The organism is Paenibacillus sp. SAFN-117 (assembly GCF_051966115.1).
Classification (GTDB): Bacteria; Bacillota; Bacilli; order Paenibacillales; family NBRC-103111; genus Paenibacillus_L; species Paenibacillus_L residui.
Map to the genome: position 1 here is coordinate 55,614 of NZ_JBQCLK010000007.1, position 24,989 is coordinate 80,602.

Sequence of the window (24,989 nt, forward strand, 5' to 3'; positions counted from 1 at the left end):
TGTCGTAACTTGTCGTTTTCTGCCGTTTCTGGAAAGGACAAGTCTACGTACCCATGATACTTACGCCTTCGCTAAGATGTAAGTGTTCAAAAGCTGTTAGGTTTGTTGGCCATGCGTTCTTTTTTGCTGTACAGGAACTGGAAGCCCCCAACAGCACCATAGCAACGGCTAACAAGCCACTGTTAAACCCGGTTTAACGCGGTTTAACTTTTCCCGAAAGCAATTCTCTTGATTTGAAAATTTTTTCAAATTTTTAATGGGACGGGGAAGGAGGCGTTCCAAATACGAGGCTGTGTAACCAAGCGTGGAAAATCGTGGGCGTTTGTTGTCGAGGCCGGGAAGCATCCAGTCACAGGAAGGCGTAAACAAAAGTGGCGGTCCGGTTTTGCGACGAAAGCAGAAGCAGAGACAGAACTGGCGAAGGCGCTGGCGAAGATGGGGCACGGCAAACTATACGAGCCGACGAACGAAACGGTCTCAAGCTACTTTAAGTCATGGCTGCAACAAAAGAAACAATATGTTCGTCCCGGCACCTACAACATGTATAGTTGGGTGGTCAATTACCACCTCGTGCCGCGACTTGGTGTTGTGAAGCTTTGTGAGCTAGCTCCGCAACATCTGATTGCCACCTACGATGAGATGCAAAAAGACGGACTAGCGGCGCAGACCGCGAAGCACGTGCACAAGGTTCTTAATGATGGACTAGAAATGGCAGTCAAGTGGGGGAAGATCGAGGCTAATGTGGCGAAGCTCGTCAAAGCCCCGAAAGTGCCGAAGAAAGAGATGCGGGTCTGGAACGAGGAACAACTGGCGCAGTTTTTTCGGGAGTTCACGAACGAACGCTATTACACGCTGTTTCTTGTAGCCGCCACCACCGGCATGCGCCGGGGCGAGGTGCTTGGTCTCAAGTGGCAAGACATTGATTTTGAACAAGCGAAGTTGTCTGTTCGCCGTGCCTATGTGCGAGGTTACGAGGGATACATGTTCCAAGAGCCGAAGACCGCCGCCGGAGTTCGGACCATCGCTTTGCCGGAGCAGACCATCACCGCCTTGAAAAAACACAGAAGGTGGCAACTGGCGGATCGGTTGGCATCTGAACACTACCAGAACCACGACCTTGTTTTCTGCAAGCAAGATGGCGGTCCTCTCACCCCACAACAATTGGAAGGGGTCTGGTACTACTTCTTTCGGAAGAAAACAAAGTTGCCTTACATCCGTTTCCACGACCTTCGCCACACCCATGCTTCACTGCTTTTGAAAGCCGGTGTTCACCCGAAAGTAGTCAGTGAGCGACTCGGCCACTCGTCCGTCACGATCACACTGGACCGCTACAGCCACTTGCTCCCTGGGCTTCAAGAAGCTGCTGCCGCCAAGTTTGACGAACTCGTACAACTGGAACCGGCACAAAGTCAGTCGCTACAGGGTTGAACGCACGCATCCGTGTACCGGTTCGGTGTGACACTCGTCGGAAGTCTTGGCTTCTGTAGCCGCCTTCACCGCGCCCACTCAGGGGAACCTTTCGGGGTTCCTTTTCTTTTTGTCAGAAGTACGAGCGTACGCTCGGTTCACTCTTTCGTTGAAACCACTTCCAGCGAGTTCCTGTTTGCAAGCAGTTAGCGCCGAGCGATTGTAAGCAGTTTCCCGGAGCGCCTTCGTGAACTTGCTACAGAGACAGCGAAACCGTCCGGGACGCCGACTCTTGCCTCTCCAAGCGGAAACGACTTGTCATGCTCGTCAAACCCGTCCGCATAAATGGCCAAGTCTCTACATAGACATGTATCAGTGAAATCGCAAAGGCTTGCGAAAGCTGGGCTGGTTAACAAACCTTGAGGAGAGAGGGATGATGGGAATGCGACGGGTCACGTGGATGGCAGCCATCGTATTGGCAATTGCAGTCATTTTATCCGGATGCGGCGCTAAGGATGCCGGAGCTGTAGTCAAGGAACTGAACGAAGTCGTCAGCAAGATGGAGAGCTATCAGGGAGTGGGCCGGATGACGCTGCATACGGGGCAGGTGCCCCAGGAATACCAGGTCGAAGTCTGGTTCAAGAAACCGCACTATTACCGAATTTCTTTAACTAACGACAAGAAGGATATTACCCAAATTGTTTTGCGAAATGATGAAGGGGTGTATGTGCTGACTCCTCATTTGAATAAAAGCTTCCGCTTCCAGAGCAATTGGCCGGACAATCAAGGGCAGGCTTATCTGTTCCAGTCGATTGCGGACAGCATCCTGACAGATAAGGATCGTCAGTTTACGGCCGAAGAGAATGCATATGTCTTTGATGTACTGGCCAACTACCAGAATGCGTCCCTGGTGAGGCAGAAGATATGGCTCGACAAGAAGACGCTTCAGCCGCAGAACGTGCAGGTGACCGATGCCGGCAATAACGTCATGGTGTCAATGGAGTTCAGCCATTTCGAGTTTAATAAACAATTCGATAAAGACTCCTTCGATATGCAGAGAAATATGACGGCATCGATGCTGCCGACTGCTCCGACGATGCTTCCGAAAGAGGGACAATCGCCCGCAGCAGAAGGTGAGCAGACAGATGGAGGTAAGCAGCAGGCTTCGGCAGAAGGTGAGCAGACGGATGGAGATAAGCAACAGGCTTCGGCAGAAGGCGAGCAGACGGATGGAGGCAAGCAGCGGGCCTCTGCTGAAGGCGAGCAGACGGATGGAGGCAAGGGGCAGGTCTCTGCAGAAGGCGAGCAGTCGGACGGAGCCAAGGGGCAGGCCTCGGCTGAAGCCGGGCAGACGGACGGAGATAAGCAGCAACCACTGGTATTTATTGATCCCGCCTACATGCCGGAGGGAGTTACCCAATCGGAGGTAACCGAGGTGAAGCTTGGAGACGGCAAGGGACTGCTGCAAAGATATTCCGGCACTTATCATTATACTTTGCTGCAATCCAAGCCGGTGGACCGCTCCGTCTCCGTCCTGCCCGCAACCTTGGTGGACCTGGGCTATACCTTTGCGGTGATGACGGGAGAGGACAAGAAAACGCTGATATGGACATACGATGGCGTAGAGTTCCGTTTATCCTCCGGCGATCTTCCTGCTGAGGAAATGGTTGCCATTGCCCAATCCGTCCAGGATCAGTCGGCAAAATAGAGCCCGACGATTCATTGACAGCATACCCAGAAGCGTTTAACATTAAAGCTATTAGCACCAGAAACGCCGGTACCGAGGGGTTACTAGAGAAGTTTAGGCTTCTTAAGTATCCCCTTACGCTGTAAAAGTAGGTGGAAGGCTTGGATTCGTTTTATCGTCCGACATGGATAGAGATTTCATTGGACGCGCTTCGTCACAACCTGAATGCCTTCCGCAGCCTGTTGGACCCGTCTATACAAATGATGGCGGTGATCAAAGCGGATGCTTACGGCCACGGAGCCGTTGAAATAGCCAAGGAAGCATCGGCTTGCGGTGTTAAATATTTGGCGGTGGCATTCCTGGATGAAGCGTTGGAATTGAGAAAAGCAGGGATTGAAGACCCGATCCTGATACTGGGTCACACTCCTGCGCAGGGGATTCCCCTTGCTCTGGAGAACGGAATTACGCTGAACGTGTACAATGAAGAGAATTTGCAGGCGGTGGCCGAACTGGCCGGCGAGAAGCATCCGGCCAAGATTCACATCAAGATTGACAGCGGTATGGGGAGGCTGGGCCTGCATCAGGAGGAACAAGCGATAGCGTTCATCGAACGGGCGCTCCGAACTCCGGGAGTGATCGTGGAGGGCTTGTTTACTCATTATGCCAGCGCAGATGAGGAAGATAAGACGTACACGAGGATGCAGTACAGCCGGTTTGACAGAATCGTTCAATACTTTGCCAAGCGCGGTATCAGATTTCCCTATTTGCACGCCGGGAACAGCGCTGCGGCCATCGATCTGCCGGAGCTTACCTATAATATGGTGAGACTGGGGATTGCGATGTACGGGATTTACCCTTCGGCTCAAGTTAATCAGAAGAAGATTCTGCTGGAGCCGGTTATGAGCTTCAAGACGAAGATTGTCATGGTTAAATCGATGCCGGCTAATGAAGGGATCAGTTACGGTGTGGTGTATAGAACCCGACAGGACGGGGAGAGGATAGCTACCTTGCCGGTCGGTTATGCCGACGGTTACTCCCGAATGTTGACGGGCCGGGCGCGGGTGCTGGTGAAGGGACAGAGTGTTCCCGTCGTCGGTACGATATGTATGGACCAATGCATGATTAATGTGACGGATCTTCCCGAAGCGGCTTGTGGTGATGAAGTGGTGCTTTTTGGAAGGCAGCAAGATGCAATTATTCCCGTAGAGGAAATTGCAGCAACGCTCGGCACGATTCCCTATGAGATCGTCTGCATGATCTCGCACCGGGTTCCCAAAGTATACGTTAGCCACGGCAAGGTTCAGAACACTTTGAATCTGCTGCGGCATTATTGACAGGACTATGGAATAACTCGCCACGATCTTTATCATTTGTATAACATAATTGATATATCTTGCGCATATATTTTTTCTTGTATTAAATTGCTTGAAATCCGCTATAATGGTAATATTGGTTGAGTAATGTTTGGGGGTGCGAGTTCTTTGTCCAGTGCGAACACGAAAAGGATCATGATCAGTTTGCCTGACCAGCTTTTGCGGGAAGTGGACGGGATTGTGGAACTGGAAAAATCTAATCGAAGCGAGCTGATTCGGCAAGCGATGAAGCTTTATCTAATGGAGCGCAAAAAAAGGCACCTGCGCGAATCTATGCAGCGCGGCTATATGGAAATGGCCAAAATCAATCTCAACATTGCTTCCGAGTCCTTTCAAGCAGAGGAAGATGCGGGAAGCACATTAGACCGCTTAGTTAGCGGGGTGTAGATGTTGATAGTTAAGCGTGGCGATGTTTTTTTTGCTGAACTCTCTCCGGTCGTGGGATCGGAGCAAGGAGGAGTTCGTCCGGTTCTTGTCATTCAGAATGATATAGGCAACCGGTTCAGTCCGACTGTCATTATAGCGGCCATAACGGCCCAAATTCAGAAGGCGAAGCTGCCCACTCATGTCGAGATAGATGCCAAGACACATGGCTTTGACCGCGATTCGGTCATCCTGCTGGAGCAGATCCGTACCATCGACAAGCAGAGGCTGACTGATAAAATCACTCATCTGGACGATGAAACGATGCGCAAGGTAGACGATGCCTTGCAAATTAGCGTCGGACTGATTGACTTTTAAATTAAACAACCAGGTGTACGAGCAGCGGAGCGGGGGAGCTAATATCCCCCTTTTTTTATGCGATTGGGGATTGCTCGGAAAAACTGGGGAATATTCTATGGACTAAACACCTTGTCGAGGCTGTCGATTTAATGTGGAAAAGGGCGTACAACTGGTTAATTGTAATAGTACTAGTACTAGTAATAGTAATAGTAATAGTAATAGCAAAGTTCGTGCAGCATCAATGAAACTGGTAATGGATTACTGCGAAAATGTAACGGACCTGAGAGACCCTATTTTGTCAAATTAGGCGGTTTTTTTAGACGGACACAGATGCGCTTATTTCATAGATTTCTCCTGCCTTCGCGTATGTTTCTTGGGAATAAGGTCGTCTCAGTCCGTTAAAGTTACCGAAAGGCCCTTCTGGAGCGATTAAGGTCTCTAGGGTCCGTTATAACCAAACCGTGCAGGTTTCTCACATGATCTTAGTTATACGCCATTGATAGACAGCCTCTTGTTGTCATTTTGTTCATTCAATGCTGCTTATCTTACCATTAGCCTTGCCTTTTTCCATAATTAACGGCCACGAAAGCTGTAATCACTCTCGGTTACTTACACCTGCATTTTGGTCATTTCCCCTGTTGGACAACTAATAGACAAAGGATGGATGCTACGGATGGCAAATGTTGAAGAACAAACCGTCGCTGTCGAGGTGACGGAGGAACAGAAGGCAGCGACGCGGGAACGGATTCTCAAGCAGATCGCCAGCGAACTGCAGCTTCCTCCGGGCAAGGTCAGGACAACGGTGGAGCTGATGGATGAAGGGAACACGATTCCTTTTATCGCTCGTTATCGTAAAGAAATGACCGGGGAGATGGATGAGAACACTCTTCGCAATATAGAAGAACGGCTTCAGTATTTAAGAAGTCTCGAGGATCGCAAGCTGGAAGTGATCCGCCTGATTGACGAGCAGGGCAAGCTGACTCCGGAGCTCAGGGCCGACATCGAGAAATCCGTCAAGCTGCAGGAAGTCGAGGATTTATACCGCCCTTACCGCCAGAAGAGGAAGACGAGAGCGAGCATCGCCAAGGAAAGAGGGCTCGAGCCTCTAGCGGAATGGATATTGCAGCAGCCTAAGCAGGGCGATCTGATGGCAGAGGCAGGTAAATATATCCAACCTGATAAAGAAGTCCATACCGCGGAGGAAGCTCTGCAGGGTGCTATGGACATTATCGCCGAGAGAATGGCTGATGATCCGAAAATACGGGCTTGGGTCAGGAAGTTCGTCTGGGAGGAAGGAACGGTCATAACCAAAGCCAAGGATCCGGAACAGGAATCGGTCTATGAAATGTATTACGATTACCAGGAGCCGGTACGCAAGCTCCCTCCTCATCGCGTCTTGGCGATTAATCGGGGAGAGCGTGAAGAGGTGTTGAAGGTATCCATTGACGTCGCGGCGGAGAAAATCCATCAATACATGTCCAGACAGTATATTAAGCATTGGGGTTCAATTGTTGCCGATACGTTGACTGCTATTGTAGAGGACGCCTATAAGCGGCTGATCGCCCCCGCGGTGGAAAGGGAAATTCGCAATCAGCTGACGGAGATGGCGGAGGAACACGCGATCCAAATATTTGCCGAAAATCTGCGGAACTTGCTGCTGCAGCCTCCGGTGAAGGGGAAGGTGGTTCTCGGTGTTGACCCGGCATACCGGACAGGCTGTAAGCTCGCGGTAGTCGATGAAACCGGCAAGGTGTTGGATATCGCGGTGACTTATCCTACCCCTCCGCACAATAAAGTGGCGGAGGCCCGCTCCATCTTCCAACAGCTGGTAGACAAGCATAAAGTGGAGCTGATCGTGATCGGCAACGGGACGGCTTCCCGGGAAACCGAGCAGTTTGTTGCCGATTTTATCCAATCTGCCGGCAAGGGGCAGCTTCAGTATATTATCGTGAGCGAGGCCGGAGCGAGTGTCTACTCCGCCTCCAAGCTGGCGCAAACCGAGTTCCCGGAACTGGACGTTGCCGAGAGAAGCGCCATTTCCATTGCGCGCCGCATGCAGGACCCTCTGGCGGAGCTGGTCAAGATCGATCCCAAGTCGATCGGAGTGGGTCAATACCAGCATGACGTCACGCAGAAAAGGCTGGAGGAAAGCCTGTCGGCTGTGGTGGAATCCGCAGTTAACCATGTCGGTGTGGATTTGAATACGGCTTCTCCGTCGCTGTTGTCTTATGTGGCCGGGGTCAACGGTACCATTGCCAAAAATATCGTCAAATTCCGGGAGGAGAACGGCAAGTTTACGAACCGGAAGCAGCTGCAGAAGGTTCCCAGGCTGGGTGCCAAAACGTATGAGCAGTGTGTCGGCTTTATGCGGATAAGCGATGGGGAGAATCCGCTTGACCAAACTCCTATTCACCCGGAATCCTATGGAGTGGTGGATCAGTTGTTCCGTGAATTGGGCCTGGAGCTGAACGCCCTGGGTCAGCAGGAGCTGAAGGACAAGCTGGCGGGCCTAGATCCCGATCAAATCGCTCCCAAGCTGGGAGTTGGGGGGCCTACTCTCCGGGACATTCTGGACAGTCTGCAGAGACCGGGCAGGGATCCGAGGGAAGAGCTTCCGCCGCCAATCTTCAGGACGGATGTGCTTCAGCTTGAGGATTTGGTTCCCGGCATGGAATTGCAGGGAACCGTCCGGAACGTGATTGACTTCGGAGCCTTTATCGACATCGGGGTCAAGAATGACGGTCTCGTTCACATCTCCCAGCTAAGCGACCGGTATGTCAAGCATCCTATGGACGTTGTCTCCGTAGGAGATACGGTTACGGTTTGGGTCCTTAGTGTGGATGTCAAAAAGGGCCGAGTCAGTCTGACGATGAAAAATCCGCATCGGCAGGATAAATAAAATCAAGGAGCAGTCCGGAAATCGATTAACGGACTGCTCCTTGTTTTAGATTCGAATGGATCCCCATTCGAAAAATGTCATATTGGGATTACCCTTCAGGATTGCTCCTTCACTTCATTTTGCTTGGTCCGATAGAAGAACCAGCAATCATTAAGCAACTTGACTTGCCTGCGGTTTTTGTTGTGGAAAGCCCTCATCAGTTGAAGGCATAGCCATTGCGGCATGCATCCCGCCCCTTCCTGCTGAAATCGCCTGCTTAATTTACCATATGGGCAAATCGGCGATTTTGTGCAGGTCCACGAAGTATTGAACGGGCTGTTGTGCGACCTGTTTCCGCCTATTGATCGGCCTCTTCCTCATACCACTGCTCCAGTTGGGCCTGCAGCGCACGAATTTCCGTAAGCAGCGAAATGAGCGGGTAGGAGTTTTCTTCAATAGCGGCAAAAGCACTCTCCAGCCGGTTGACATATTCCAATCCTCCGGTGACCGGGTATTGCTCGTCTACCAATTCCAAATCATCACATTCCGCAATCAGATAGGGAAGCCGTGGAACATTGCCTGCCGTCAGCTTGTCCAGTTCCTTGTGAAGTCTTCGGTTCAACGCAGTCAATTGGTACATATGAGTGGACGGCATCTCCACAAACTCCAGATGCTCCCCCAGCTTGAGTATTCCAAATCGCATTTTGGCCATACGGTCCGTTATCCTCTCTTTCTCTTCGCTTGCGCGTGAAGGACGGTTAAACCATAACGTCTCCGCCTTTACGTCTTTCGTGTCGAATAAATAAAGATAAGTTCTTTTTGTTTCGTGCAAAATAGTTTCCAATGTTGAAAAAGTTAAGCAGTTAAGCGCCGTTTTCCGCATCCTCAATTACACAAGTTTCTACTTGACAGTGTACTTAAGATGCGGTACAAATTCAAGAGAATATCGGCGAAATCCGGGCCACTGATTTATAACCTATCGCTGTCGGGGCTGAACGCCGATCAATGGTATTCCCCCGCCGGTCAATTGGTGAGCTGAGCGTAAGGATTTCTTATTAGATGCGTGAAGGGGGAGGTCCGGCAGCGGCGCTGGATCCATGTTATGCACGAGAAGGAGCGAGAGGTTATGAGCAACGAGGAATTACAGCAGTGGGTCGAACAAATCTCGTTGAGATCATTTGGAAGGCCATTTCTTCACCGGGCCACCTTCAATTCTCGACTTCGCTCTACGGGAGGAAGATATTTCATGAAGACCCACCATATTGAAATAAGCCGCAAGCATTATGAGACGTTCGGGGCAGACGAAGTGGAGAAAATTATTAAGCACGAGCTTTGCCATTATCATTTGCATTTGCAGCGCAAAGGATACAAGCACCGTGACGCTGATTTCAAAACCTTGTTGAAAGAGGTGGGGGGAACCCGCTTCTGTCAGGCTTTGCCCGGCAGACAAAGCAAGGAGCCCTACCGTTATCGGCTGGTATGCGGCTCCTGCCAAATGGAATATTTGCGCAAACGCAAGGTAGACCCTCGTAAATATGTTTGCGGGAAATGCAGGGGGAAGCTGCGGCTGCTTGCTTTGGATAAGAACGAGGAATTAAGGTGATTATATACAGAAAGGGCGGGTTTCGGCAGGATTTTTTCTAACGGTAGTCCTTCTCGAAGGACTTGACTAAATGGAAACTTCATGATAAATTTAAAGATGTCGCTTTACATTCCCTGATAGCTCAGTTGGTAGAGCACTCGGCTGTTAACCGAGTTGTCACAGGTTCGAGTCCTGTTCGGGGAGCCATGGAGAGATACCCAAGTGGCTATAAGGGGACCCTCTGCTAAGGGGTTAGACTGCGTAAGCGGTGCGAGGGTTCGAATCCCTCTCTCTCCGCCATACATAAGCGACTGGGACCGCGGTATGCGGTCTTTTTTGTTTAGTTGATGATGGCATTAAAATCCAAAATAAATTATATGAAAAAAAGCTTGTCAAAGGTATGAATATCCGTTATAATAACTCTTGTCGCTTTAAGGAGCGCCCTTAAAGTAATCAAGCTTTGGCCCGTTGGTCAAGTGGTTAAGACACCGCCCTTTCACGGCGGTAACACGGGTTCGAATCCCGTACGGGTCACCATTTATCTTTTCCGTTTGTCACTGATTTGCAACTGCACTGGGCTAACGGACATAGAACTGCATGAGAGCCATTAGCTCAGTCGGTAGAGCACCTGACTTTTAATCAGGGTGTCGGAGGTTCGAGTCCTCCATGGCTCACCATTGCTTCTCATTGGCAATTCGTGGTAATATAATCACATACGCGGTCGTGGTGGAATGGCAGACACGCTATCTTGAGGGGGTAGTGGGCGTACGCCCGTGGAGGTTCGAGTCCTCTCGACCGCATAGAAAGTAAAAGCATCGAAAGCCCTTAATGTATAAGGGCTTTTTGTTTTTTCTATATATAAATTTTTTTGTATCAAATATGTCAGTCTCTACTTGGTGCCATTTCAAACCCGCTTATATAGGCTTTTTCCAACTACCTTGAAAATCCGTCTATTTTACCGTCTGCAGGCATCGTTGCAAGAGGAGCGGCACATCTAACTGTATTTTGTACAGGTAGATTCAAGCGAATGGGCGAAAATGATCAAACTAACTGGATAAACTACAGTTAAAATGGGCAACTTTGGGCGAAACGGCTGTTTTGGCGCAAACTAACTGTAGATTTTCCAGTTATTTTCCATATTTCTTCCGAATATAGAAATCTAACTGTATGAAATCCATTAAGTTTTCAAATTTCACACTATTGAAGCCATTCAACTCTATTCTACCTTGAAAATCCATCCATTTTCATCATCTGATGGTGCCGCGGTCAGCGGCATAGGGGTCTAAATGAAAATGGCGATGCCTTTTTCTTTCATTGGATTTAAAATTTCAACGTCACACATGCTGATATATGTAATAGATTTCAGGTTGATTAAGTGCTCAAAGCCACCGACATGTGTAATATCAAAAAAATCATCCTCACCATCCCAATCAGGCTGAATGAGATGGTATATTTCATTTCCTCCATCCAAACACAGCTCCGTGACTTTATCCAAATCCTCCTTTTCAAGTTCCAGGGCTGAGAAGTACTGTAACAGTTCGTCGATAGGGCCAGAATCATCCGCATACCATTCATACTTTTCTGTATATATCTCCTTTAATTGTTCAAGCTCCTGTCTAAATTTCGGATCTAGATCAAGCAACGCATCAATGACCACCAATTTAAAATTAAAATCTTGAAACATACCCGTAAGATCAACATGCTTTCCCATTTTCCATCTCCATTCTTATTTCACACTTGCTAACATAGTTTTTCGTTCTTTCAGCATTTGAGCATAATCAACACCTCAATCTGCGTGCCTTGACTTAGTAACCACATCCTAATTCCCTGTTCGAATACATCGGCTTCAAATCTAATTCCTTCGTCATTCAGGCTTAGCACTCTTATATTGGGCAACCGATCATAAACAGCTTCCAGATTATTTATTATTTTAGCAGATGCATCCAATTCGTGGTAGAACTGTGGTAGCCTACTTAATCTGAGGGGAATTTCTCCACAATCCCCAATCGGTCACATTTGGCAAAAAAAGCCCCGCTGGGCCGTCTGGCTGAGCGGGGCAGTTCTTTTTGATCATCTTTTTCTCTTCGACCTACGACTGGATACTGTGCAAAATTCGTCCCTAAATATTGGCTTAACGATACGGTGGGGGATAGGTACACAATGATGTTTTCTTATAATCTCGACTGGCTGAATGACTTGTACGATCTGAGGGTGAAACACATTTTCAAATACTCTTACAGGTGGATCGACTACTGTCCTTGTCGGACATTGAGGACAACGCATAGGCTTCTTCTCCCTTCCAAAAAGATAATATTATTCTATGCCGGTAACAATTAATCTGCTTGTTCTACTGCCTTATCCAAAGATTAATAGCGAGAAAAGTATAAACAAAAACCCCGCCTTAATCGAACTATACCTTTCAATTCACTTTATATGAGTGTTTTGGTCATTATAAAATCCAGTTGTTCTTCATCCCCCATATAAAAAGAGTGGGCTCCGGTTTGAACAAACCCCATTTTCTTATAAAAAGCAATAGCATTTTCATTTCTTTCCCATACGCCTAGCCAGATTGTCTTTTTATTATGTTTCGCCGCAATTTCCATAGCTTTATTAAGCAAATATTGACCAAGCCCGAGTTTTTGAAATTTCTTCTTTACATAAATTCTCTCGATTTCAAGGGTTTCATCACCCATTTTTTCAGATTGAGCATCATCCGTGTTGACCTTTAAATATCCAGCGACTTCATTATTCGAATAAATAAAAAAGAATTGCGAAAAACGATTGGATAATTCCTTTTCTAATTGCTTTAAGTTAAATGCCCTTTCCAAATAGGCCTTCATATTTTCGGGTGAGTTCTGGTGCTTAAAGGCTTCGTTAAATGTTTCATAGCTAATTTCTTGAAGCTTGCGTAAATCTTCGAGGGTACACTTTTTTATAGTTATGGTCATTTAAATATTTCGCCCCTTTGTATAATCAATAATTTCTCTTGTTTCCCTTTTTAACAAATTCCCAGTCTTTTCCTATATTTTTTCTTACTCTTTGAAGAAGACGGAGAATGGTTTCTGCTTCTCTTTCGGAAAATCCCTGTAATGCAACGGTGTTGGAATAATCATTCTCTCTTTTTATAAAAGGGTAAACATTTTTCCCTTTCTCTGTTGGAAAAAGTTTTTTAATTTTTTTGTTATGTGTATCTTCTTTCTTTTCAATAAAGCCGTTAATTTCAAGTTTTTTTATAGCACGGGCTGCTGTTGTTCGATCTACCTTTATCATCTCGGCTAACTTTTCTTGAATGATTCCCGATTGTTCACATATTCGGACCAGGTACAAATACTGCCCTCTTGTAAGGTCACACTCTTTAAATTCTATATTGCTTATAGAATCTAGTGCCCTTGCAATCATTCCTATTTCACGGAGAATATCCTTCATAATTAACTCCTTAGTCTGCGTTATTGTTGCAAATGCAATAAAAATGCGTACATTGAATTTACCTGAAATTTGTTGCATTTGCAACAAAAAACGATGATGATGTCAAGCTCCGTTGATGGACAACTCGTCGTAAGCCGATAGCGGATTAATAATTTAGGATTGACATCGTAAAGAATCCAATTTATTATTAAAAATAATTTTAATGCTATCTAAAAATTTTTATGGGAGGTGACGAATAAAATCTAATCGATAGTTCTGTAAAGCGACCGGGTAATGGTTATATATAAAGTCAACTTGCTGCAGCTTTACCCGGGCTGGAATCAAGCAAGCCATCCTGCTTGCTTATCTCCAAAACTTTTAACACATCAAGGGAGTGAAACGGAAATTATGAACGAAGTGAACAAGCAGGCAGGAAATCGGTGGGATCCTACATTAGTCAATGAAGACCTGGCCCCGACACCGCCATCGAAGCGTAACTGGAACTGGTGGAGCTACTCCGCGGTCTGGATGGGAATTGTTCATAACATTGTGGCTTGGGAGGTTGCGGCTAACCTCGTCAAGATAGGGTTCAGCTTCTGGCAGTCTTTCGCCGTTGTTGCAATCGCTTACGGCGTAGCATTTATCGCAATTCTACTAAACAGCGTTCCGGGAGCCAAGTTCGGATTGCCATTCCCCGTGCTTATTCGCTCCGCTTTCGGTTATAAAGGAGCGCAGGTTCCGGTATTTCTCCGCGCATTGCTGGCCATATTCTGGTTCGGCGTCCATATGTATATCGGAAGTAAGGCCGTCGGAGCCGTATTAAGCGTAGCGTTTCCGGGCTGGAAGTCACTGGGTGACTATCAGATTGTAGGTATGGACCTGAACAACTTTATAGCATTTGTCATCTGCTGGCTTCTTCACGCTTACGTTATCAACCATGGCATGGAAAGAGTTCGCAAGTTCGAGCTGTGGGCCGGTCCCCTGATCATGATTCTTGCTGTCGGTCTCGTCATATGGGCTGTTGATGCGGCACATGGGATTAAGCCCCTTGTTTCTGCACCTGCCACTATTTCGGGGGGAGAATTCTGGGGAACGTTCTTTTTATCTATATCCGCACTGCTTGGTACCGTAGCGACACTGGTTCTGAACATTTCGGATTTGACCCGGTTTTCGCGCAGCCAGAAGGATCACATTATCGGTCAGGGGATTGGGCTGCCATTGATGTTTCTGATCTTCTCACTTATGAGCATACTGGTTGCGTCAGGAACTGTAATCGCTTACGGGGAGGCCATAACGAATCCGATAGATCTTCTTCTCAAGTTCGATCATCCTTTCATTGTGCTTCTGGGGGCGTTCTCGGTTCTGATCTCTACCGCTTCTGTTAACGTTGCAACCAACGGTGTATCGGTTGGCTACGATATGACAAATCTGTACCCGGCCAAACTTAACTTCCGGAGATCCTGTTTGATTGCGATTATCATCGGTGCGCTGTCCGCGCCATGGCTGTGGTACGACAGCTTCGACTCGATCGGTGAAGTGATGGGGGCGATCGGAGCCACAATGGGGCCGGTCACGGGAATCATGCTCGTAGATTTCTACCTTATTCGCAGGCAGAATTACAATGTTGACGCCTTTTATGTGAGAGATGGCCTATATGCTTATCGTCAGGGATGGAATATCCGCGCACTCATCGCCATGGCCATCGGTGTGTTGGTTGCGTTCCTGGGACTTATTTTTCCGTCCTTGGATTATCTGTACAGCTACAATTGGTTCTTGGGTGTCGGATTCGGCGGGGTCATTTATTACGTGCTTATGAGATCATCCATTGCCAAAAGCCCGGATCAAGCCGAGCGCATCGATGCCGCTTCTTGATATTAAAAAGTGGCCGGTCTCCGCGCTAACCGCGAAGGTCCGTTAGGAATAGCATCATGAGTAAACAAGGGAGGAAACCATACTATGATAAGTTCACAGCGTCTTGAAGACAGAATCAACAGCCTGGCCCGAATCGGAATGACCGAAGAGGGCGGAGTAACACGGCTTGCCTTAACCGATGAAGACAGAAAGGCCCATCAGTTGGTCCGTTCATGGATGGAACAGGCCGGAATGTCGGTGCGGGTGGATGCCGCCGGCAATCTGATCGGGCGTAAGGAAGGAACGGATCCGCAAGCCCGGCCGGTCGTTATGGGGTCTCATATCGATTCGGTAGGCAACGGAGGCAAGTTCGACGGGACCATCGGCGTCATTGGTGGAATTGAGGTCGTCCAACATATTGCCGAAGAGAATATCAGCATCACACGGCCCGTGGAAGTTATCGCATTCTGTGAAGAAGAAGGTTCGCGGTTTCAATCCGGCGGCATATTTGGAAGCAGAGCGATGACCGGAAAAATAACCCCGGCCGATTTGGAAATTCGCGACGCTAACGGAATTTCACGACGCCAGGCGTTAGCGGACTTCGGTCTTAATCCCGATGAATTATTTACGAAAGCGATCCGGCGTAAGGGTGGGATGGCGCTCTATCTCGAAATGCACATCGAGCAAGGGCCGGTTCTGGAACAGAAGGGAATTCCCGTTGGAATAGTGACCGGGATTACAGGTTTGTCCTTAACGGAAATCATCGTCGAGGGGAAGCCGAATCACGTCGGAGCCACACCGATGGGCATGCGGCATGACGCCCTGCTGGGGGCCTGTGAAATAGCGACCGGGATCGAGGAGATTTGTCTATCCTACGGTTCGCCAGCGGTAGGGACGGTAGGAACGATGGAAGTGTTTCCCGGTCAAGTAAACATCGTCCCCGGCCGGGTGGTGATGACGACGGATGTGCGGGATCTCGATGTAGAGAGACGCGAAAGCATCCTGCAGCGCATTCGGAATCACGCCGAATCGGTTGCGGGAAGGAGGGGTCTGACGGTTAGTTTCGATACTAAACTGAAAGCAAATCCGGCACTGTGCAGCCAAGAGATCATCGAGGTCATGAAGCGGGAAAGCGAGAGAATGAGCTTGAGTTATCTGGAAATGCCGAGCGGAGCAGGACATGACGCGCAATTAATGGCCGAGCTTGCGGACATGGGGATGATATTCGTCCGTTCTACCGGCGGAAGTCATAATCCGAGAGAATATGCTTCTATGGAAGACATTACCCTGGGAACGGAGCTTTTGTCGCGGGTAGCTCTTCATTATTTGAATGCCGAGGAGGTCTAATCTTGAGAACTATTATACGTAACGGAACGATCGTCACATCAAGAGACCTGTATCAGGCCGATGTGTTAATGGAGGACGGGATTATCACCGGACTGGGTAAAAATTTGAAGATAGAGGATGGCGACCGGATCATTGAAGCGGAAGGCCGATATGTTCTGCCCGGAGGGATTGATGTTCATACGCATCTGGGCATACCGGATACCGTCGATGATTTCGAATCGGGGACGCGCGCGGCCGCTATGGGTGGAATTACAACTATCATTAATTATGTCGATCCGGTCCGAGGCCAGTCCCTGTTGGAAACTTTGCGGGTATGGAAGGAGAAGGCAATGCCATCCTGCATCGATTACGGGTTTCACAGCATCATTAATGAATGCAACGAGCGGGTATTAGAGGAGCTTCCTCTATTGGCGGACAAGGAAGGCGTCACGTCCATCAAGTTATTTATGGCTTACAAGGAAACCAATATGGTGAATGACCTGCAGATGTATCGATTAATGAAAAAAGCGGGGGAATCCGGAATATTGACCTGTGTTCACGCCGAGAACGGGGATGTGATTGACGAATTGGTCGAAGAGGCGGTCGCTCAAGGCCGGTTGGCTCCGATCTATCATGCGTTGACCCGTCCGGAAACGTTGGAAGCGGAAGCTGTCAATCGGGCCTTGCGCATAGCGGAAACTGCCAAGGCTCCGGTATATATCGTACATGTCAGCTGCGCCGATGCCATGAATGAAGTCGGGCAAGCGGTTGAACGCGGCGGGCATGTCTACGCCGAAACCTGTCCGCATTATTTGGTGCTTGATCAATCCTATCTGGAGCTGCTCGATTTCGAAGGGGGCAAATACGTATGCTCCCCTCCATTGCGGGAGAAATGGAATCAGGACAAATTATGGGAAGGAATCGCCTCCGGGAACATCCACACGATAGGATCGGATCATGCCTCCATTCCATTCGAAGGAGGCAAGACGCGAGGCAGAAATAATTTCGCACAAATTCCGAACGGCCTCCCGGGAATTGAAACTACGTTTCCACTCTTATATCATTATGGTGTTTACGAACAGAGGGTGTCCTTATCGAAATTTGTCGAAATCACCAGTACTAATCCCGCCCGTATTTTTGGGCTGTATCCCAAGAAAGGCACGATTGCCGTAGGAAGCGATGCAGATATTACCATTGTAGATCCGGCCCGGTCCAAGGTAATATCTCATAGAACGCAGCAGCAAGGAACGGACTATAACGTTTACGAAGGAATGGAATTGCAAGGGGCCATAGAGCGAGTATTCTCCCGGGGGGAAGAGCTGGTCAGTAACGGCTTGTTCGTTGGGAAGCCGGGCCGCGGACAGTATCTGCATCGTCAGAAAATCAGCCCATCGGATGCCTTGAAACGGGGAATGATAAAATGACTATACTAGTGGTGGGCGGATCCGGATTCATCGGTACACATATCGTTAGTTATCTGTGCGGCATGGGGCACCGTGTCGTCAGCTACAGCCCTTCCATACCGGGTCCGAGCCAGCGGTTGGACGGCTGTCACTATGTAGAGGGAGATGTAACGGAGCTCGGCACGTTATGTCAAATCATGAAGGAGTTTCGGGTAACTAAGGTTTTCCATAATGCAGGCATTTCACATCCGAAGCTGTACCCGGACAATCCGTATAAAATATACCGTGTGAACGTGACAGGAACATTAACCGTCTTGGAGGCTGCACGGCTGAACCATGTCGAAAAATTCGTTCATATGAGCTCCGCTGGTGTATACGGCAATACTAGCGCGGAACTAGTCGGTGAAGAGGAAAGGCTTCACGGTGAACACCCATACGGGGCTTCCAAGGTCGCTTGCGAAGAGATCGTACGAAATTATGGCATACCTTCCGTTTCATTGCGGGCATCCTTTGTCTATGGACCTGGACGGCAGATGGACTGTCCAATTAGAACTTTATTGTATAACGCTATACATGGGATACCTACAATTTGGAATAATGGGTCCGACCAAAGGCTGGACTTTATATATATTGAGGATATGGTTAGAGCGATCGGTTGCGCTTTGTTGACAGATAACTGGAAGTACACGGAATATAACATAGGGGCAGGGAAAGAGATCCGCTTTTCGACCATAGTCGGCATCGTGAAATCTCTATATCCGGACTGTATTCTACAGGTCGGCCCCGGAGATTTAGGTTACGACAGCCTGAGTGCACTCAAGATAGATAGAGCGAGAGAGGATTTCAATTGGAAGCCGGATATTGATATCGAAGCCGGTATAAGGCAGTATGCATCATGGCTGGAAAAACAACGGGAGCAGGAGGATCAAGCATGAGATTGAAGAATAAAACGGCAATCATTACCGGGGCCGGACCGGGATTGGGAATGGGCAGGGGATTTCCTGAAGGTTTCGCGAGAGAGGGCGCCAATCTGTCGCTTAATTACTACGGCCAGGACCGGGCTGAAATGGAGAAATTCGCGCAAGAACTGCAGAGCTATGGAGTCAAGGTCATTCTTACGGAAGGAGATATTTCGCAAGAAGAGGTAGCGGAACGGTTGGTCCGGGCTACGATGGATGAATTTGGCCGGATAGATATTTTGTTAAACAATGCGGGAATCTCGACTACCAGCCTTATTCAAGACATGTCCGTTGAAACTTGGGATAGAATGATCGATGTGAATTTAAGAAGCGTGTTCCTGACAACAAGATATACCGTGCCTTATATGATCCGACAAAAATCAGGGAGAATCATTAACATAGCCTCCCAATTAGGTCAGAAAGGCGGGGTGAAGCATGCTCACTACGCCGCTGCTAAGGCGGGGGTCATCGCCTTTACGAAGTCGATCGCTCTGGAGCTCGGTTCGTATGGAATAACGGCCAACTGCATCGCGCCCGGTCCAATTGAGACCCAGTTGATGGCCACAGTAGATGAGGAGTGGAAACGGCAGAAAAAATCCGAACTTGCCCTGCCGCGATTCGGGCAAGTGGAGGAAGTTGTTCCTACAGCTATCTTCCTCGCTTCCGATCCGGATGGAAATATTTATACCGGTCAAACACTTGGGCCCAATAGCGGCGATGTCATGCTGTAAACAGAGAGTTATAATGAAGAAATCAATTATCTAAAGGAGACTAAGAACTATGAATATTGAACAAAAGCTTATCGACATGGGGCTGCAGCTGCCAGTAAAGAAGGCGAAAGATGCTCCGTTCGCCGCTTTCTCGACGGTGGGGAATTTAATTTTCTTGTCGGGCCAGACGCCTTCGGTTGATGGTTCGATGGCTTACAAAGGAATTGTCGGCGCAGATGTGAGCATTGAACAAGCCAAGGAATCGGCGGTCGTCTGTACATTAAATTTATTGGCCGCACTGAAGCAGGCGACGGGAGATCTGGCGAAAGTCAAACGGGTTGTGAAATTGAACGGCTATGTGGCGTCTTCTCCGGATTTCACGAAACACCCGGAAGTGATCAATGCGTCGTCCGAATTGTTGAACAGGCTTTTTGACGAGGCTCCCAAACATGCTAGAGCTGCGATCGGGGTCTCCTCCTTGCCTGGAGGGGCGCCTGTAGAGATCGAAATGATAGTGGAAATTAGCGAATAGGAACGTTTTCGGTATTAAATTGGAACGAAGCCGGAACTGCAGATGATCGTGTCTTGGACTAGACGATCGGGTAGTTACCGGCTTTTTTTATGAAGAGGGATGAATGACTGCCGGCTAATCTTGTGTTAGAATAAAAAATAATTAAGAATAAAAAATTTTTTGTATGGGACGGATGAAATTGGAAAGCATGAAAAATGAAATAGAGTTATTTTCCTCGATTGCCAAAGCCATCACCAAACATTTCGGGGAAAAGTGCGAGGTTGTTTTTCACGACTTGACGGACGGATATGAAAGCACGATCGCAGTTATTGAAAACGGGCATGTTACCGGGAGAAAGGTCGGTGATTGCGGGAGCAACCTCGGACTTGAAGTGCTGCGTGGAACGGTGGAGGATGGGGACAAATACAATTATATTACGCAGACGAAGGACGGGAGGATTTTAAGATCTACCTCTATCTATTTGAAAAACAAGGAAAATGAAACGATCGGAGCCCTATGTATTAATTTGGACATCTCCGAGTTTCTGATGGCTGAGCAAACGATTAAGTCCATTACGATGCACAGCTTCGAAAATGAAGTGAAAGAAACGTTTGTTAATGATGTAAATGAGCTTCTCGATTTTCTGCTGCAGGAATGCCAGAATGAAATTGGCAAAGCCGTTTCGCACATGACCAAGGAAGATAAGCAGAGGGCTGTGGAATTCCTCGATCAGAAGGGAGCCTTCCTGATCAAGAAGTCCGGCGATAAAGTATGCCAGTTTTTAGATATATCCAAGTTTACGCTCTATAACTATTTGGATACCATCCGGGGAGAACAGCAAAGAAAGTCTAATCCGACAAAGTTGTTCTGACGGTTAGAATGAAGGATAAGCAGGACAGCAAAAACCGCAACGCCGGATCATTCGATGCTGACGCTGCGGTTCCAATCTGTATAGAATTACATTTGGGAAATGTCATCACACACGGTTCAGTCTCTGGAAGGATCAGACATAAACCAAGAAATATATGAGCATCTTGTGCAGACGAGAATAGCCGCATTTCGGTTAGCCCAATCGATTCCGAAGAAGGTGGCCCCCCTCGAGTTTAGCTGCCGATAATCTTTGTCGAAGGTATCGTTCCGGCAGCAGGGACAGAGGATAGGCGTATTGTTGACTTTATATCTCATAAGTACCCCTCCAGTCATTTTCGTCATTATTTATTGAAGAATGCTATAGTTTACATTACGTTCCGCCATCCATCAGGTTCCAAAACATCTAAGGCTCCCCATAACTTTTCGGGGAGCCTCTTTAATGCCTGGCTTATCTGTTTGAGTTGGTCCAGGAATTGTTAATCCTCGGGGGTTCGATCCAGATACAGGCGGGTAACGGAAGTCGATTCGCCTTGTTCTATTTCCCGTTCGCTTGCCTCTTCTTCCATTTCATCATGCATATTCATGCCAGGTGCAAGAGTCGGCCCGGTTTCCTCATTGCGCTTCTTCTTATTTTTCATTCCATCGGGGCTCCTTTAAGATAATGTTAAGCTTAGTATGGCAGGTTTTAGAAAAATCATCCCATCGTATGGATCGCTGCTTCGAGAGGACGTAATTTTCCGGATTTCGACTACTCCCCTCGGCACTTTCTTCTTAAGAAAGCAAACCTCAATCCTGAAGTTCATCTGTTGTAAGGGCTGCCAACCCAAAGCGATAATGGAGGTACCATTAAATTAAGGGGGATGTGCTAAGTGGGCATTAAACTTGGAAAAATTGCGTTGATCGGAGTGCTGGCGTTGTCTTTGGGCGCCTGTGGCGGCAATTCGGGGAACCAGGGTTCCGATAACGGTCAGGGATCGAATCCGCCGGCCAATTCCAATGAAGGCAGCAAGAACGACCCGAAAGAGAAAATCCAGATCACCTTTCAGAATATTTTCCCCGATCCGACTGACCCGAAGCATGGCATTATGAAGAAGATCGTTGCGCAGTATGAGGCCGATCATCCTAACGTGAAGATCGAGCTCGATTCGTTGAATACCGATCAGCAGAAGCTTAAGCTGAAGACCCAGGCTGCTTCCAAGGAGGTGCCCGACATTACGGTTGTCAATCCGGCAGCTCAAATGAAACCGTTCGTTGATGCGGGATTATTTGCGCCATTAAATGATATGGTGGAGAAGAACGGTCTGAAGGAAACGTTCCAGGATGGCCTTCTGGACTGGTACACCTTCGACAATAACTTATATGCGCTGCCCGACGGCAATAATATCGGCGTGGTCTATTATAACAAGGAACTGTTCGAGCAGGGCGGCGTTCAAGTGCCGACCACCTTCGAAGAAATGCTCGAGGTCGTTACCACACTCAAGGCAAAAGGCATACAGCCGATGGTCATCGGAGAGAAGGATACCTGGACCGGCTCCTTCCTGTTCATGAATATGCTTCTTCGTACAAACGACGGGCCCGGCTTCCTGCAGGATGTACTGGACGGCAGGAAAACGTTCGAGGACCCGGCCTTTATCGAGGCGGTCGACAGCTTCCAGGAGCTTGTTCAAGCGGGGGCTTTCCAGGAAGGGGTAACGTCCTTCGACTACAATGCGGGAGAGAATCTGTTCAAAACCGGCAAAGCCGCGATGTATTACATGGGCAGTTGGGCCACCGGCGGGATCGAAACCTCCTCGGTTAACGGGAAAGTCGGCGTCTTCAAATTCCCTACGATTAATGGAAACGGAGATCCGGACGAATTTATGCTGGCCCCGGGCAGTGCTTTTGCCATATCCGCCAATAGCAAGCATTTGGAGGAGACGAAGGATTTTCTAAACTACTTTATGCTGAATTTTCCGATAGAGTCCTTCAAAGCGAAAGGTGCGGTCGGGATTGGACAGAAAGTGGACGGCGATTACAAGGAAGCCGGTTACTCGGAAATGGCGATGGAAATCCTCTCCTTCTTCAAGGATGTGAAGGGCGGCGATCTGGCTTTCGACAATACGATGAATCCCGGGACGGCACAAGCCCATCTAACCAGCATCCAGAATCTTTTTGTTCAGAAGAAGGATGCGGCGGAGGTTGCGAAGGAGCATCAAACTGCATTTGAAAGCAACCAATAAACAAGCGGGTACCTCGGTACGGAAGGGGAATAAATTCCTTTTTCATAATAATAAAACTCGTAAGCTGCGCATGAGGGGTTATTTCACATCGAGGCAGCATAAGGGTTGGGGCCCGCTTTCAATCCTTTGCCCCAATCATGGACAGGAGGAGAATTACGTTGAATGTGCTAAGAGTCTCTGCGTGGAAAATAGCGGCCTTCATACTGCCGAGCGTGCTGCTTTATGTCGGAGTCGTATTCGTGCCGATTCTGGTCTCCTTCTACAGCGGACTACTCGATTGGAACGGAATAGGAGAATCGACCTTCGTCGGACTGAACAATTTTGAGAGGCTGCTCTTCCACGATCCGGTGTTCTGGCCGTCCGTGCGCAGAACGTTAATGTTTGCGTTCTTCTCCATGGCCGAAATTCCATTCGCATTATTTGTGGCCATTTTGCTGAACCGTTTTGTCCGAAAGCCGAATTTCCTCGTATCCAGCTACTTTTTGCCGGTAATCTTGTCGGTCGTTGTGGTGGGCCAGTTATGGAAAACGATCTACAACCCCGCTTCCATGGGAGGAATGCTGAATCAGGTGCTGGATTGGCTTCAGTTAAGCGGTTGGACCCGTTCCTGGCTGACGGACCCCGCCATCGCTATGTATTCGCTATATTTTGTCGCCCTATGGCAATATTTGGGATACCATGTCCTGATCCAATTTACCGGGATTCAGAATATTCCTTCCGACATTTATGAAGCGGCCAAAATCGATGGCGCAGATGGACTGAAAGCCGATTGGCATATCACTTTGCCCATGAACATTCCTATTTTTAAAATATCCGTCGTGCTGGCCTTTATCGGATCGCTGCAAGCGTTCGACATGGTCATGGTGATGACCGGAGGAGGACCGGCGCATGCTACCGAAGTGATTTCCACCTATATGTATAACATGTCTTTTTTATCGATGAAATACGGGTACGGCAGCGCGATTGCCGCGTTCCTGGTCGTCCTCTGCCTGCTGGCTACGATGATTATTAATATGGCCTTCAACCGGCTGGAGAAAAAATATACCTAGAGAGGAGGCTGTTCATGAGCGCCACCGTTCCTGCTCTTTCTTCACAACCGGTTAGACCTTCGGGGAAGAAGCGGGTGTCACTGCCGAAGGCTGCTGTTCTCGTTCTCTTGTCCGTGCTGTTTGTTACGCAATTGTATCCGCTTCTATGGTTGTTTATTTATTCGTTCAAAACCAACGAAGAGATCTTGTCCGGAAGCTTCTTCTCCTTGCCGGCTTCCCCGCAGTGGATCAATTATGTGAATGCGGTGGAATCGGGCCATTACTTCAAATATTTGCTCAACAGTCTGATCGTTACCTCCGTGACGATGCTGATTGTGCTGCTGTTTAGCTCGCTGGTCGCGTTTGCCATTGCCCGATTTAAGTGGCGGTACGGGCAAGCCGTCCTTCTATTGTTTCTGGTTGGGATGATGATCCCGATGCAGGCGACTTTACTGCCGCTTATGATCCTTTTTAAAACTATGGGGATATTGAATACGCATTTATCCCTGATTTTGCCGTATGTCGCTTTTCAGACCCCGATTTCGGTATTTATTCTGAGCAGCTTTATGAAGTCTGTCCCCATGGAACTGGAAGAGTCGGCCGTTGTGGATGGTGCCGGGGTGTTTCGCATTTTTCGCAGCATCACTTTACCGATATCCGTTCCTCCTATGATGACGGTCTGTATTCTTTCCTTTATTAATATTTGGAATGAATATATTATGGCCGCAACCTTTATCTCCTCGGAGAAATTGAAGACATTGCCGTTCGGTGTAAACAGCTTCGTCAGCCAATATTCGGTCAATTATGGAGCTATCGGCGCTTTTCTAGTTCTTGGGGCCCTGCCGGTGATCCTGATCTATTTTCTGCTTGCGGACAAAATTACTAAAGGAATGGTGGCGGGCGCCGTCAAAGGCTAGCGCTTGCCAAGGAGTCCGTTCCAAATGTCCCGAAGTACCGGAGCATCACCGTTATGAAGGCGACCGGCGACCGGAAGTGGAACTTTCTCGGACTGGAAGAGTGCTTCCTCCGTTCGACAGACTCCTTGACGGTTGGGTGA

At 48.4% G+C, this 24,989-nt stretch carries 24 protein-coding genes and 5 tRNA genes; 22 read left to right on the forward strand and 7 right to left on the reverse strand.

Translation table 11 applies throughout. The features are described from left to right. The first annotated feature begins 282 nt into the window (after positions 1–282). The 6 genes from ACTHRH_RS06570 (at position 283) to ACTHRH_RS06595 (ending at position 8,089) form a co-directional block, all read left to right on the forward strand. On the forward strand, positions 283–1,428 hold the full coding sequence (locus tag ACTHRH_RS06570) for a tyrosine-type recombinase/integrase (protein ID WP_440414765.1): 1,146 nt from the start codon (positions 283–285) through the stop codon (positions 1,426–1,428). A gap of 412 nt (positions 1,429–1,840) precedes the next feature. Next, a complete protein-coding gene (locus ACTHRH_RS06575; RefSeq protein ID WP_379290252.1) occupies positions 1,841–3,115 on the forward strand; it encodes an outer membrane lipoprotein-sorting protein in 1,275 nt (424 codons plus the stop codon). 140 nt (positions 3,116–3,255) lie between these two features. Further along, positions 3,256–4,428: an alanine racemase gene (gene alr, locus ACTHRH_RS06580; RefSeq protein ID WP_144937951.1), complete on the forward strand. Its 1,173-nt coding sequence runs from the start codon at positions 3,256–3,258 to the stop codon at positions 4,426–4,428. 126 nt (positions 4,429–4,554) lie between these two features. Next, the gene (locus ACTHRH_RS06585; protein ID WP_144937955.1) at positions 4,555–4,854 is read left to right on the forward strand and encodes a CopG family ribbon-helix-helix protein; all 300 of its coding nucleotides are present in this window, start codon (positions 4,555–4,557) and stop codon (positions 4,852–4,854) included. A 3-nt stretch (positions 4,855–4,857) separates the two neighbouring features. Further along, positions 4,858–5,208 (forward strand): type II toxin-antitoxin system PemK/MazF family toxin, encoded by a 351-nt coding sequence (locus ACTHRH_RS06590; protein ID WP_010276580.1) that lies wholly within the window; start codon positions 4,858–4,860, stop codon positions 5,206–5,208. Positions 5,209–5,863: 655 nt separating this feature from the next. Then, positions 5,864–8,089: a Tex family protein gene (locus tag ACTHRH_RS06595; RefSeq protein WP_144937958.1), complete on the forward strand. Its 2,226-nt coding sequence runs from the start codon at positions 5,864–5,866 to the stop codon at positions 8,087–8,089. A 95-nt stretch (positions 8,090–8,184) separates the two neighbouring features. On the opposite strand, the gene cmpA is transcribed toward ACTHRH_RS06595, so the two are convergent. Both cmpA and ACTHRH_RS06605 read right to left on the reverse strand, forming a co-directional pair. Further along, on the reverse strand, positions 8,185–8,313 hold the full coding sequence (gene cmpA, locus ACTHRH_RS06600; RefSeq protein ID WP_144937961.1) for a cortex morphogenetic protein CmpA: 129 nt from the start codon (positions 8,311–8,313) through the stop codon (positions 8,185–8,187). A gap of 113 nt (positions 8,314–8,426) precedes the next feature. Next, entirely contained in the window at positions 8,427–8,780 is a 354-nt protein-coding gene (locus ACTHRH_RS06605; protein WP_440414767.1) for a hydrolase/acyltransferase, read from the reverse strand. A 414-nt stretch (positions 8,781–9,194) separates the two neighbouring features. Between ACTHRH_RS06605 and ACTHRH_RS06610 the strand changes: the two genes are divergently transcribed. The 6 genes from ACTHRH_RS06610 (at position 9,195) to ACTHRH_RS06635 (ending at position 10,450) form a co-directional block, all read left to right on the forward strand. Next, positions 9,195–9,671 (forward strand): SprT family protein, encoded by a 477-nt coding sequence (locus ACTHRH_RS06610; RefSeq protein WP_144938047.1) that lies wholly within the window; start codon positions 9,195–9,197, stop codon positions 9,669–9,671. A gap of 110 nt (positions 9,672–9,781) precedes the next feature. Continuing rightward, positions 9,782–9,857: transfer RNA gene (locus tag ACTHRH_RS06615), tRNA-Asn, on the forward strand. A 1-nt stretch (position 9,858) separates the two neighbouring features. Then, positions 9,859–9,950, forward strand: a tRNA-Ser gene (locus ACTHRH_RS06620). A gap of 162 nt (positions 9,951–10,112) precedes the next feature. Continuing rightward, positions 10,113–10,187 (forward strand) — tRNA-Glu (locus tag ACTHRH_RS06625). Between the two features lie 64 nt (positions 10,188–10,251). Further along, positions 10,252–10,327, forward strand: a tRNA-Lys gene (locus ACTHRH_RS06630). A gap of 40 nt (positions 10,328–10,367) precedes the next feature. Beyond that, positions 10,368–10,450, forward strand: a tRNA-Leu gene (locus tag ACTHRH_RS06635). A 482-nt stretch (positions 10,451–10,932) separates the two neighbouring features. Here the strand turns inward: ACTHRH_RS06635 and ACTHRH_RS06640 are convergent. From ACTHRH_RS06640 to ACTHRH_RS06650, 3 genes are all read right to left on the reverse strand, one after another. Next, entirely contained in the window at positions 10,933–11,361 is a 429-nt protein-coding gene (locus tag ACTHRH_RS06640) for a DUF6892 domain-containing protein (RefSeq protein ID WP_144937964.1), read from the reverse strand. A gap of 718 nt (positions 11,362–12,079) precedes the next feature. Then, positions 12,080–12,598, reverse strand: coding sequence for a GNAT family N-acetyltransferase (locus ACTHRH_RS06645; protein WP_379290246.1), 519 nt, complete (start codon positions 12,596–12,598; stop codon positions 12,080–12,082). A 25-nt stretch (positions 12,599–12,623) separates the two neighbouring features. Then, a complete protein-coding gene (locus tag ACTHRH_RS06650; RefSeq protein ID WP_144937976.1) occupies positions 12,624–13,076 on the reverse strand; it encodes a MarR family winged helix-turn-helix transcriptional regulator in 453 nt (150 codons plus the stop codon). A gap of 387 nt (positions 13,077–13,463) precedes the next feature. Between ACTHRH_RS06650 and ACTHRH_RS06655 the strand changes: the two genes are divergently transcribed. The 7 genes from ACTHRH_RS06655 (at position 13,464) to ACTHRH_RS06685 (ending at position 20,686) form a co-directional block, all read left to right on the forward strand. After that, complete coding sequence (locus tag ACTHRH_RS06655; RefSeq protein WP_440414703.1) at positions 13,464–14,927, forward strand: NCS1 family nucleobase:cation symporter-1; 1,464 nt, start codon at positions 13,464–13,466, stop codon at positions 14,925–14,927. A gap of 84 nt (positions 14,928–15,011) precedes the next feature. Next, entirely contained in the window at positions 15,012–16,253 is a 1,242-nt protein-coding gene (locus tag ACTHRH_RS06660; protein WP_440414705.1) for a M20 family metallo-hydrolase, read from the forward strand. A gap of 2 nt (positions 16,254–16,255) precedes the next feature. Next, a complete protein-coding gene (gene hydA / locus ACTHRH_RS06665) occupies positions 16,256–17,656 on the forward strand; it encodes a dihydropyrimidinase (protein ID WP_440414707.1) in 1,401 nt (466 codons plus the stop codon). After that, on the forward strand, positions 17,653–18,570 hold the full coding sequence (locus tag ACTHRH_RS06670; protein WP_440414709.1) for an NAD-dependent epimerase/dehydratase family protein: 918 nt from the start codon (positions 17,653–17,655) through the stop codon (positions 18,568–18,570). The genes hydA and ACTHRH_RS06670 overlap by 4 nt, the downstream gene beginning before the upstream one ends. Then, a complete protein-coding gene (locus tag ACTHRH_RS06675) occupies positions 18,567–19,325 on the forward strand; it encodes an SDR family NAD(P)-dependent oxidoreductase (protein ID WP_379290236.1) in 759 nt (252 codons plus the stop codon). The genes ACTHRH_RS06670 and ACTHRH_RS06675 overlap by 4 nt, the downstream gene beginning before the upstream one ends. A gap of 49 nt (positions 19,326–19,374) precedes the next feature. Then, positions 19,375–19,836, forward strand: coding sequence for a RidA family protein (locus ACTHRH_RS06680; RefSeq protein WP_144937982.1), 462 nt, complete (start codon positions 19,375–19,377; stop codon positions 19,834–19,836). 187 nt (positions 19,837–20,023) lie between these two features. Continuing rightward, positions 20,024–20,686, forward strand: a complete 663-nt coding sequence (locus ACTHRH_RS06685) for a helix-turn-helix transcriptional regulator (RefSeq protein WP_313960589.1) — start codon at positions 20,024–20,026, stop codon at positions 20,684–20,686. 116 nt (positions 20,687–20,802) lie between these two features. On the opposite strand, the gene ACTHRH_RS06690 is transcribed toward ACTHRH_RS06685, so the two are convergent. Both ACTHRH_RS06690 and ACTHRH_RS06695 read right to left on the reverse strand, forming a co-directional pair. After that, the gene (locus tag ACTHRH_RS06690; protein ID WP_144937989.1) at positions 20,803–21,000 is read right to left on the reverse strand and encodes a hypothetical protein; all 198 of its coding nucleotides are present in this window, start codon (positions 20,998–21,000) and stop codon (positions 20,803–20,805) included. A gap of 161 nt (positions 21,001–21,161) precedes the next feature. Beyond that, positions 21,162–21,323, reverse strand: coding sequence for a hypothetical protein (locus tag ACTHRH_RS06695; RefSeq protein WP_186328373.1), 162 nt, complete (start codon positions 21,321–21,323; stop codon positions 21,162–21,164). A gap of 231 nt (positions 21,324–21,554) precedes the next feature. On the opposite strand from ACTHRH_RS06695, the gene ACTHRH_RS06700 reads away from it, so the two are divergent. The 3 genes from ACTHRH_RS06700 (at position 21,555) to ACTHRH_RS06710 (ending at position 24,849) form a co-directional block, all read left to right on the forward strand. Continuing rightward, a complete protein-coding gene (locus tag ACTHRH_RS06700) occupies positions 21,555–22,904 on the forward strand; it encodes an extracellular solute-binding protein (protein WP_225312565.1) in 1,350 nt (449 codons plus the stop codon). A gap of 158 nt (positions 22,905–23,062) precedes the next feature. Continuing rightward, on the forward strand, positions 23,063–23,953 hold the full coding sequence (locus tag ACTHRH_RS06705; protein WP_144937993.1) for a carbohydrate ABC transporter permease: 891 nt from the start codon (positions 23,063–23,065) through the stop codon (positions 23,951–23,953). A 14-nt stretch (positions 23,954–23,967) separates the two neighbouring features. Beyond that, positions 23,968–24,849, forward strand: a complete 882-nt coding sequence (locus ACTHRH_RS06710) for a carbohydrate ABC transporter permease (RefSeq protein ID WP_144937996.1) — start codon at positions 23,968–23,970, stop codon at positions 24,847–24,849. The last annotated feature ends 140 nt before the right edge of the window (positions 24,850–24,989 follow it).

Coding starts and splice junctions, on each gene's coding strand:
- ACTHRH_RS06675 (WP_379290236.1), top strand. CDS start 18,567: ATGAGATTGAAGAATAAAACGGCAATCATTACCGGGGCCGGACCGGGA.
- cmpA (WP_144937961.1), bottom strand. CDS start 8,313: ATGCCGCAATGGCTATGCCTTCAACTGATGAGGGCTTTCCACAACAAA.
- ACTHRH_RS06660 (WP_440414705.1), top strand. CDS start 15,012: ATGATAAGTTCACAGCGTCTTGAAGACAGAATCAACAGCCTGGCCCGA.
- ACTHRH_RS06670 (WP_440414709.1), top strand. CDS start 17,653: ATGACTATACTAGTGGTGGGCGGATCCGGATTCATCGGTACACATATC.
- ACTHRH_RS06680 (WP_144937982.1), top strand. CDS start 19,375: ATGAATATTGAACAAAAGCTTATCGACATGGGGCTGCAGCTGCCAGTA.
- ACTHRH_RS06640 (WP_144937964.1), bottom strand. CDS start 11,361: ATGGGAAAGCATGTTGATCTTACGGGTATGTTTCAAGATTTTAATTTT.
- ACTHRH_RS06685 (WP_313960589.1), top strand. CDS start 20,024: ATGAAAAATGAAATAGAGTTATTTTCCTCGATTGCCAAAGCCATCACC.
- ACTHRH_RS06575 (WP_379290252.1), top strand. CDS start 1,841: ATGATGGGAATGCGACGGGTCACGTGGATGGCAGCCATCGTATTGGCA.
- ACTHRH_RS06605 (WP_440414767.1), bottom strand. CDS start 8,780: ATGGCCAAAATGCGATTTGGAATACTCAAGCTGGGGGAGCATCTGGAG.
- ACTHRH_RS06645 (WP_379290246.1), bottom strand. CDS start 12,598: ATGACCATAACTATAAAAAAGTGTACCCTCGAAGATTTACGCAAGCTT.
- ACTHRH_RS06610 (WP_144938047.1), top strand. CDS start 9,195: ATGAGCAACGAGGAATTACAGCAGTGGGTCGAACAAATCTCGTTGAGA.
- ACTHRH_RS06585 (WP_144937955.1), top strand. CDS start 4,555: ATGTTTGGGGGTGCGAGTTCTTTGTCCAGTGCGAACACGAAAAGGATC.
- ACTHRH_RS06695 (WP_186328373.1), bottom strand. CDS start 21,323: ATGAAAAATAAGAAGAAGCGCAATGAGGAAACCGGGCCGACTCTTGCA.
- ACTHRH_RS06710 (WP_144937996.1), top strand. CDS start 23,968: ATGAGCGCCACCGTTCCTGCTCTTTCTTCACAACCGGTTAGACCTTCG.
- ACTHRH_RS06655 (WP_440414703.1), top strand. CDS start 13,464: ATGAACGAAGTGAACAAGCAGGCAGGAAATCGGTGGGATCCTACATTA.
- ACTHRH_RS06650 (WP_144937976.1), bottom strand. CDS start 13,076: ATGAAGGATATTCTCCGTGAAATAGGAATGATTGCAAGGGCACTAGAT.
- ACTHRH_RS06690 (WP_144937989.1), bottom strand. CDS start 21,000: ATGAGATATAAAGTCAACAATACGCCTATCCTCTGTCCCTGCTGCCGG.
- ACTHRH_RS06595 (WP_144937958.1), top strand. CDS start 5,864: ATGGCAAATGTTGAAGAACAAACCGTCGCTGTCGAGGTGACGGAGGAA.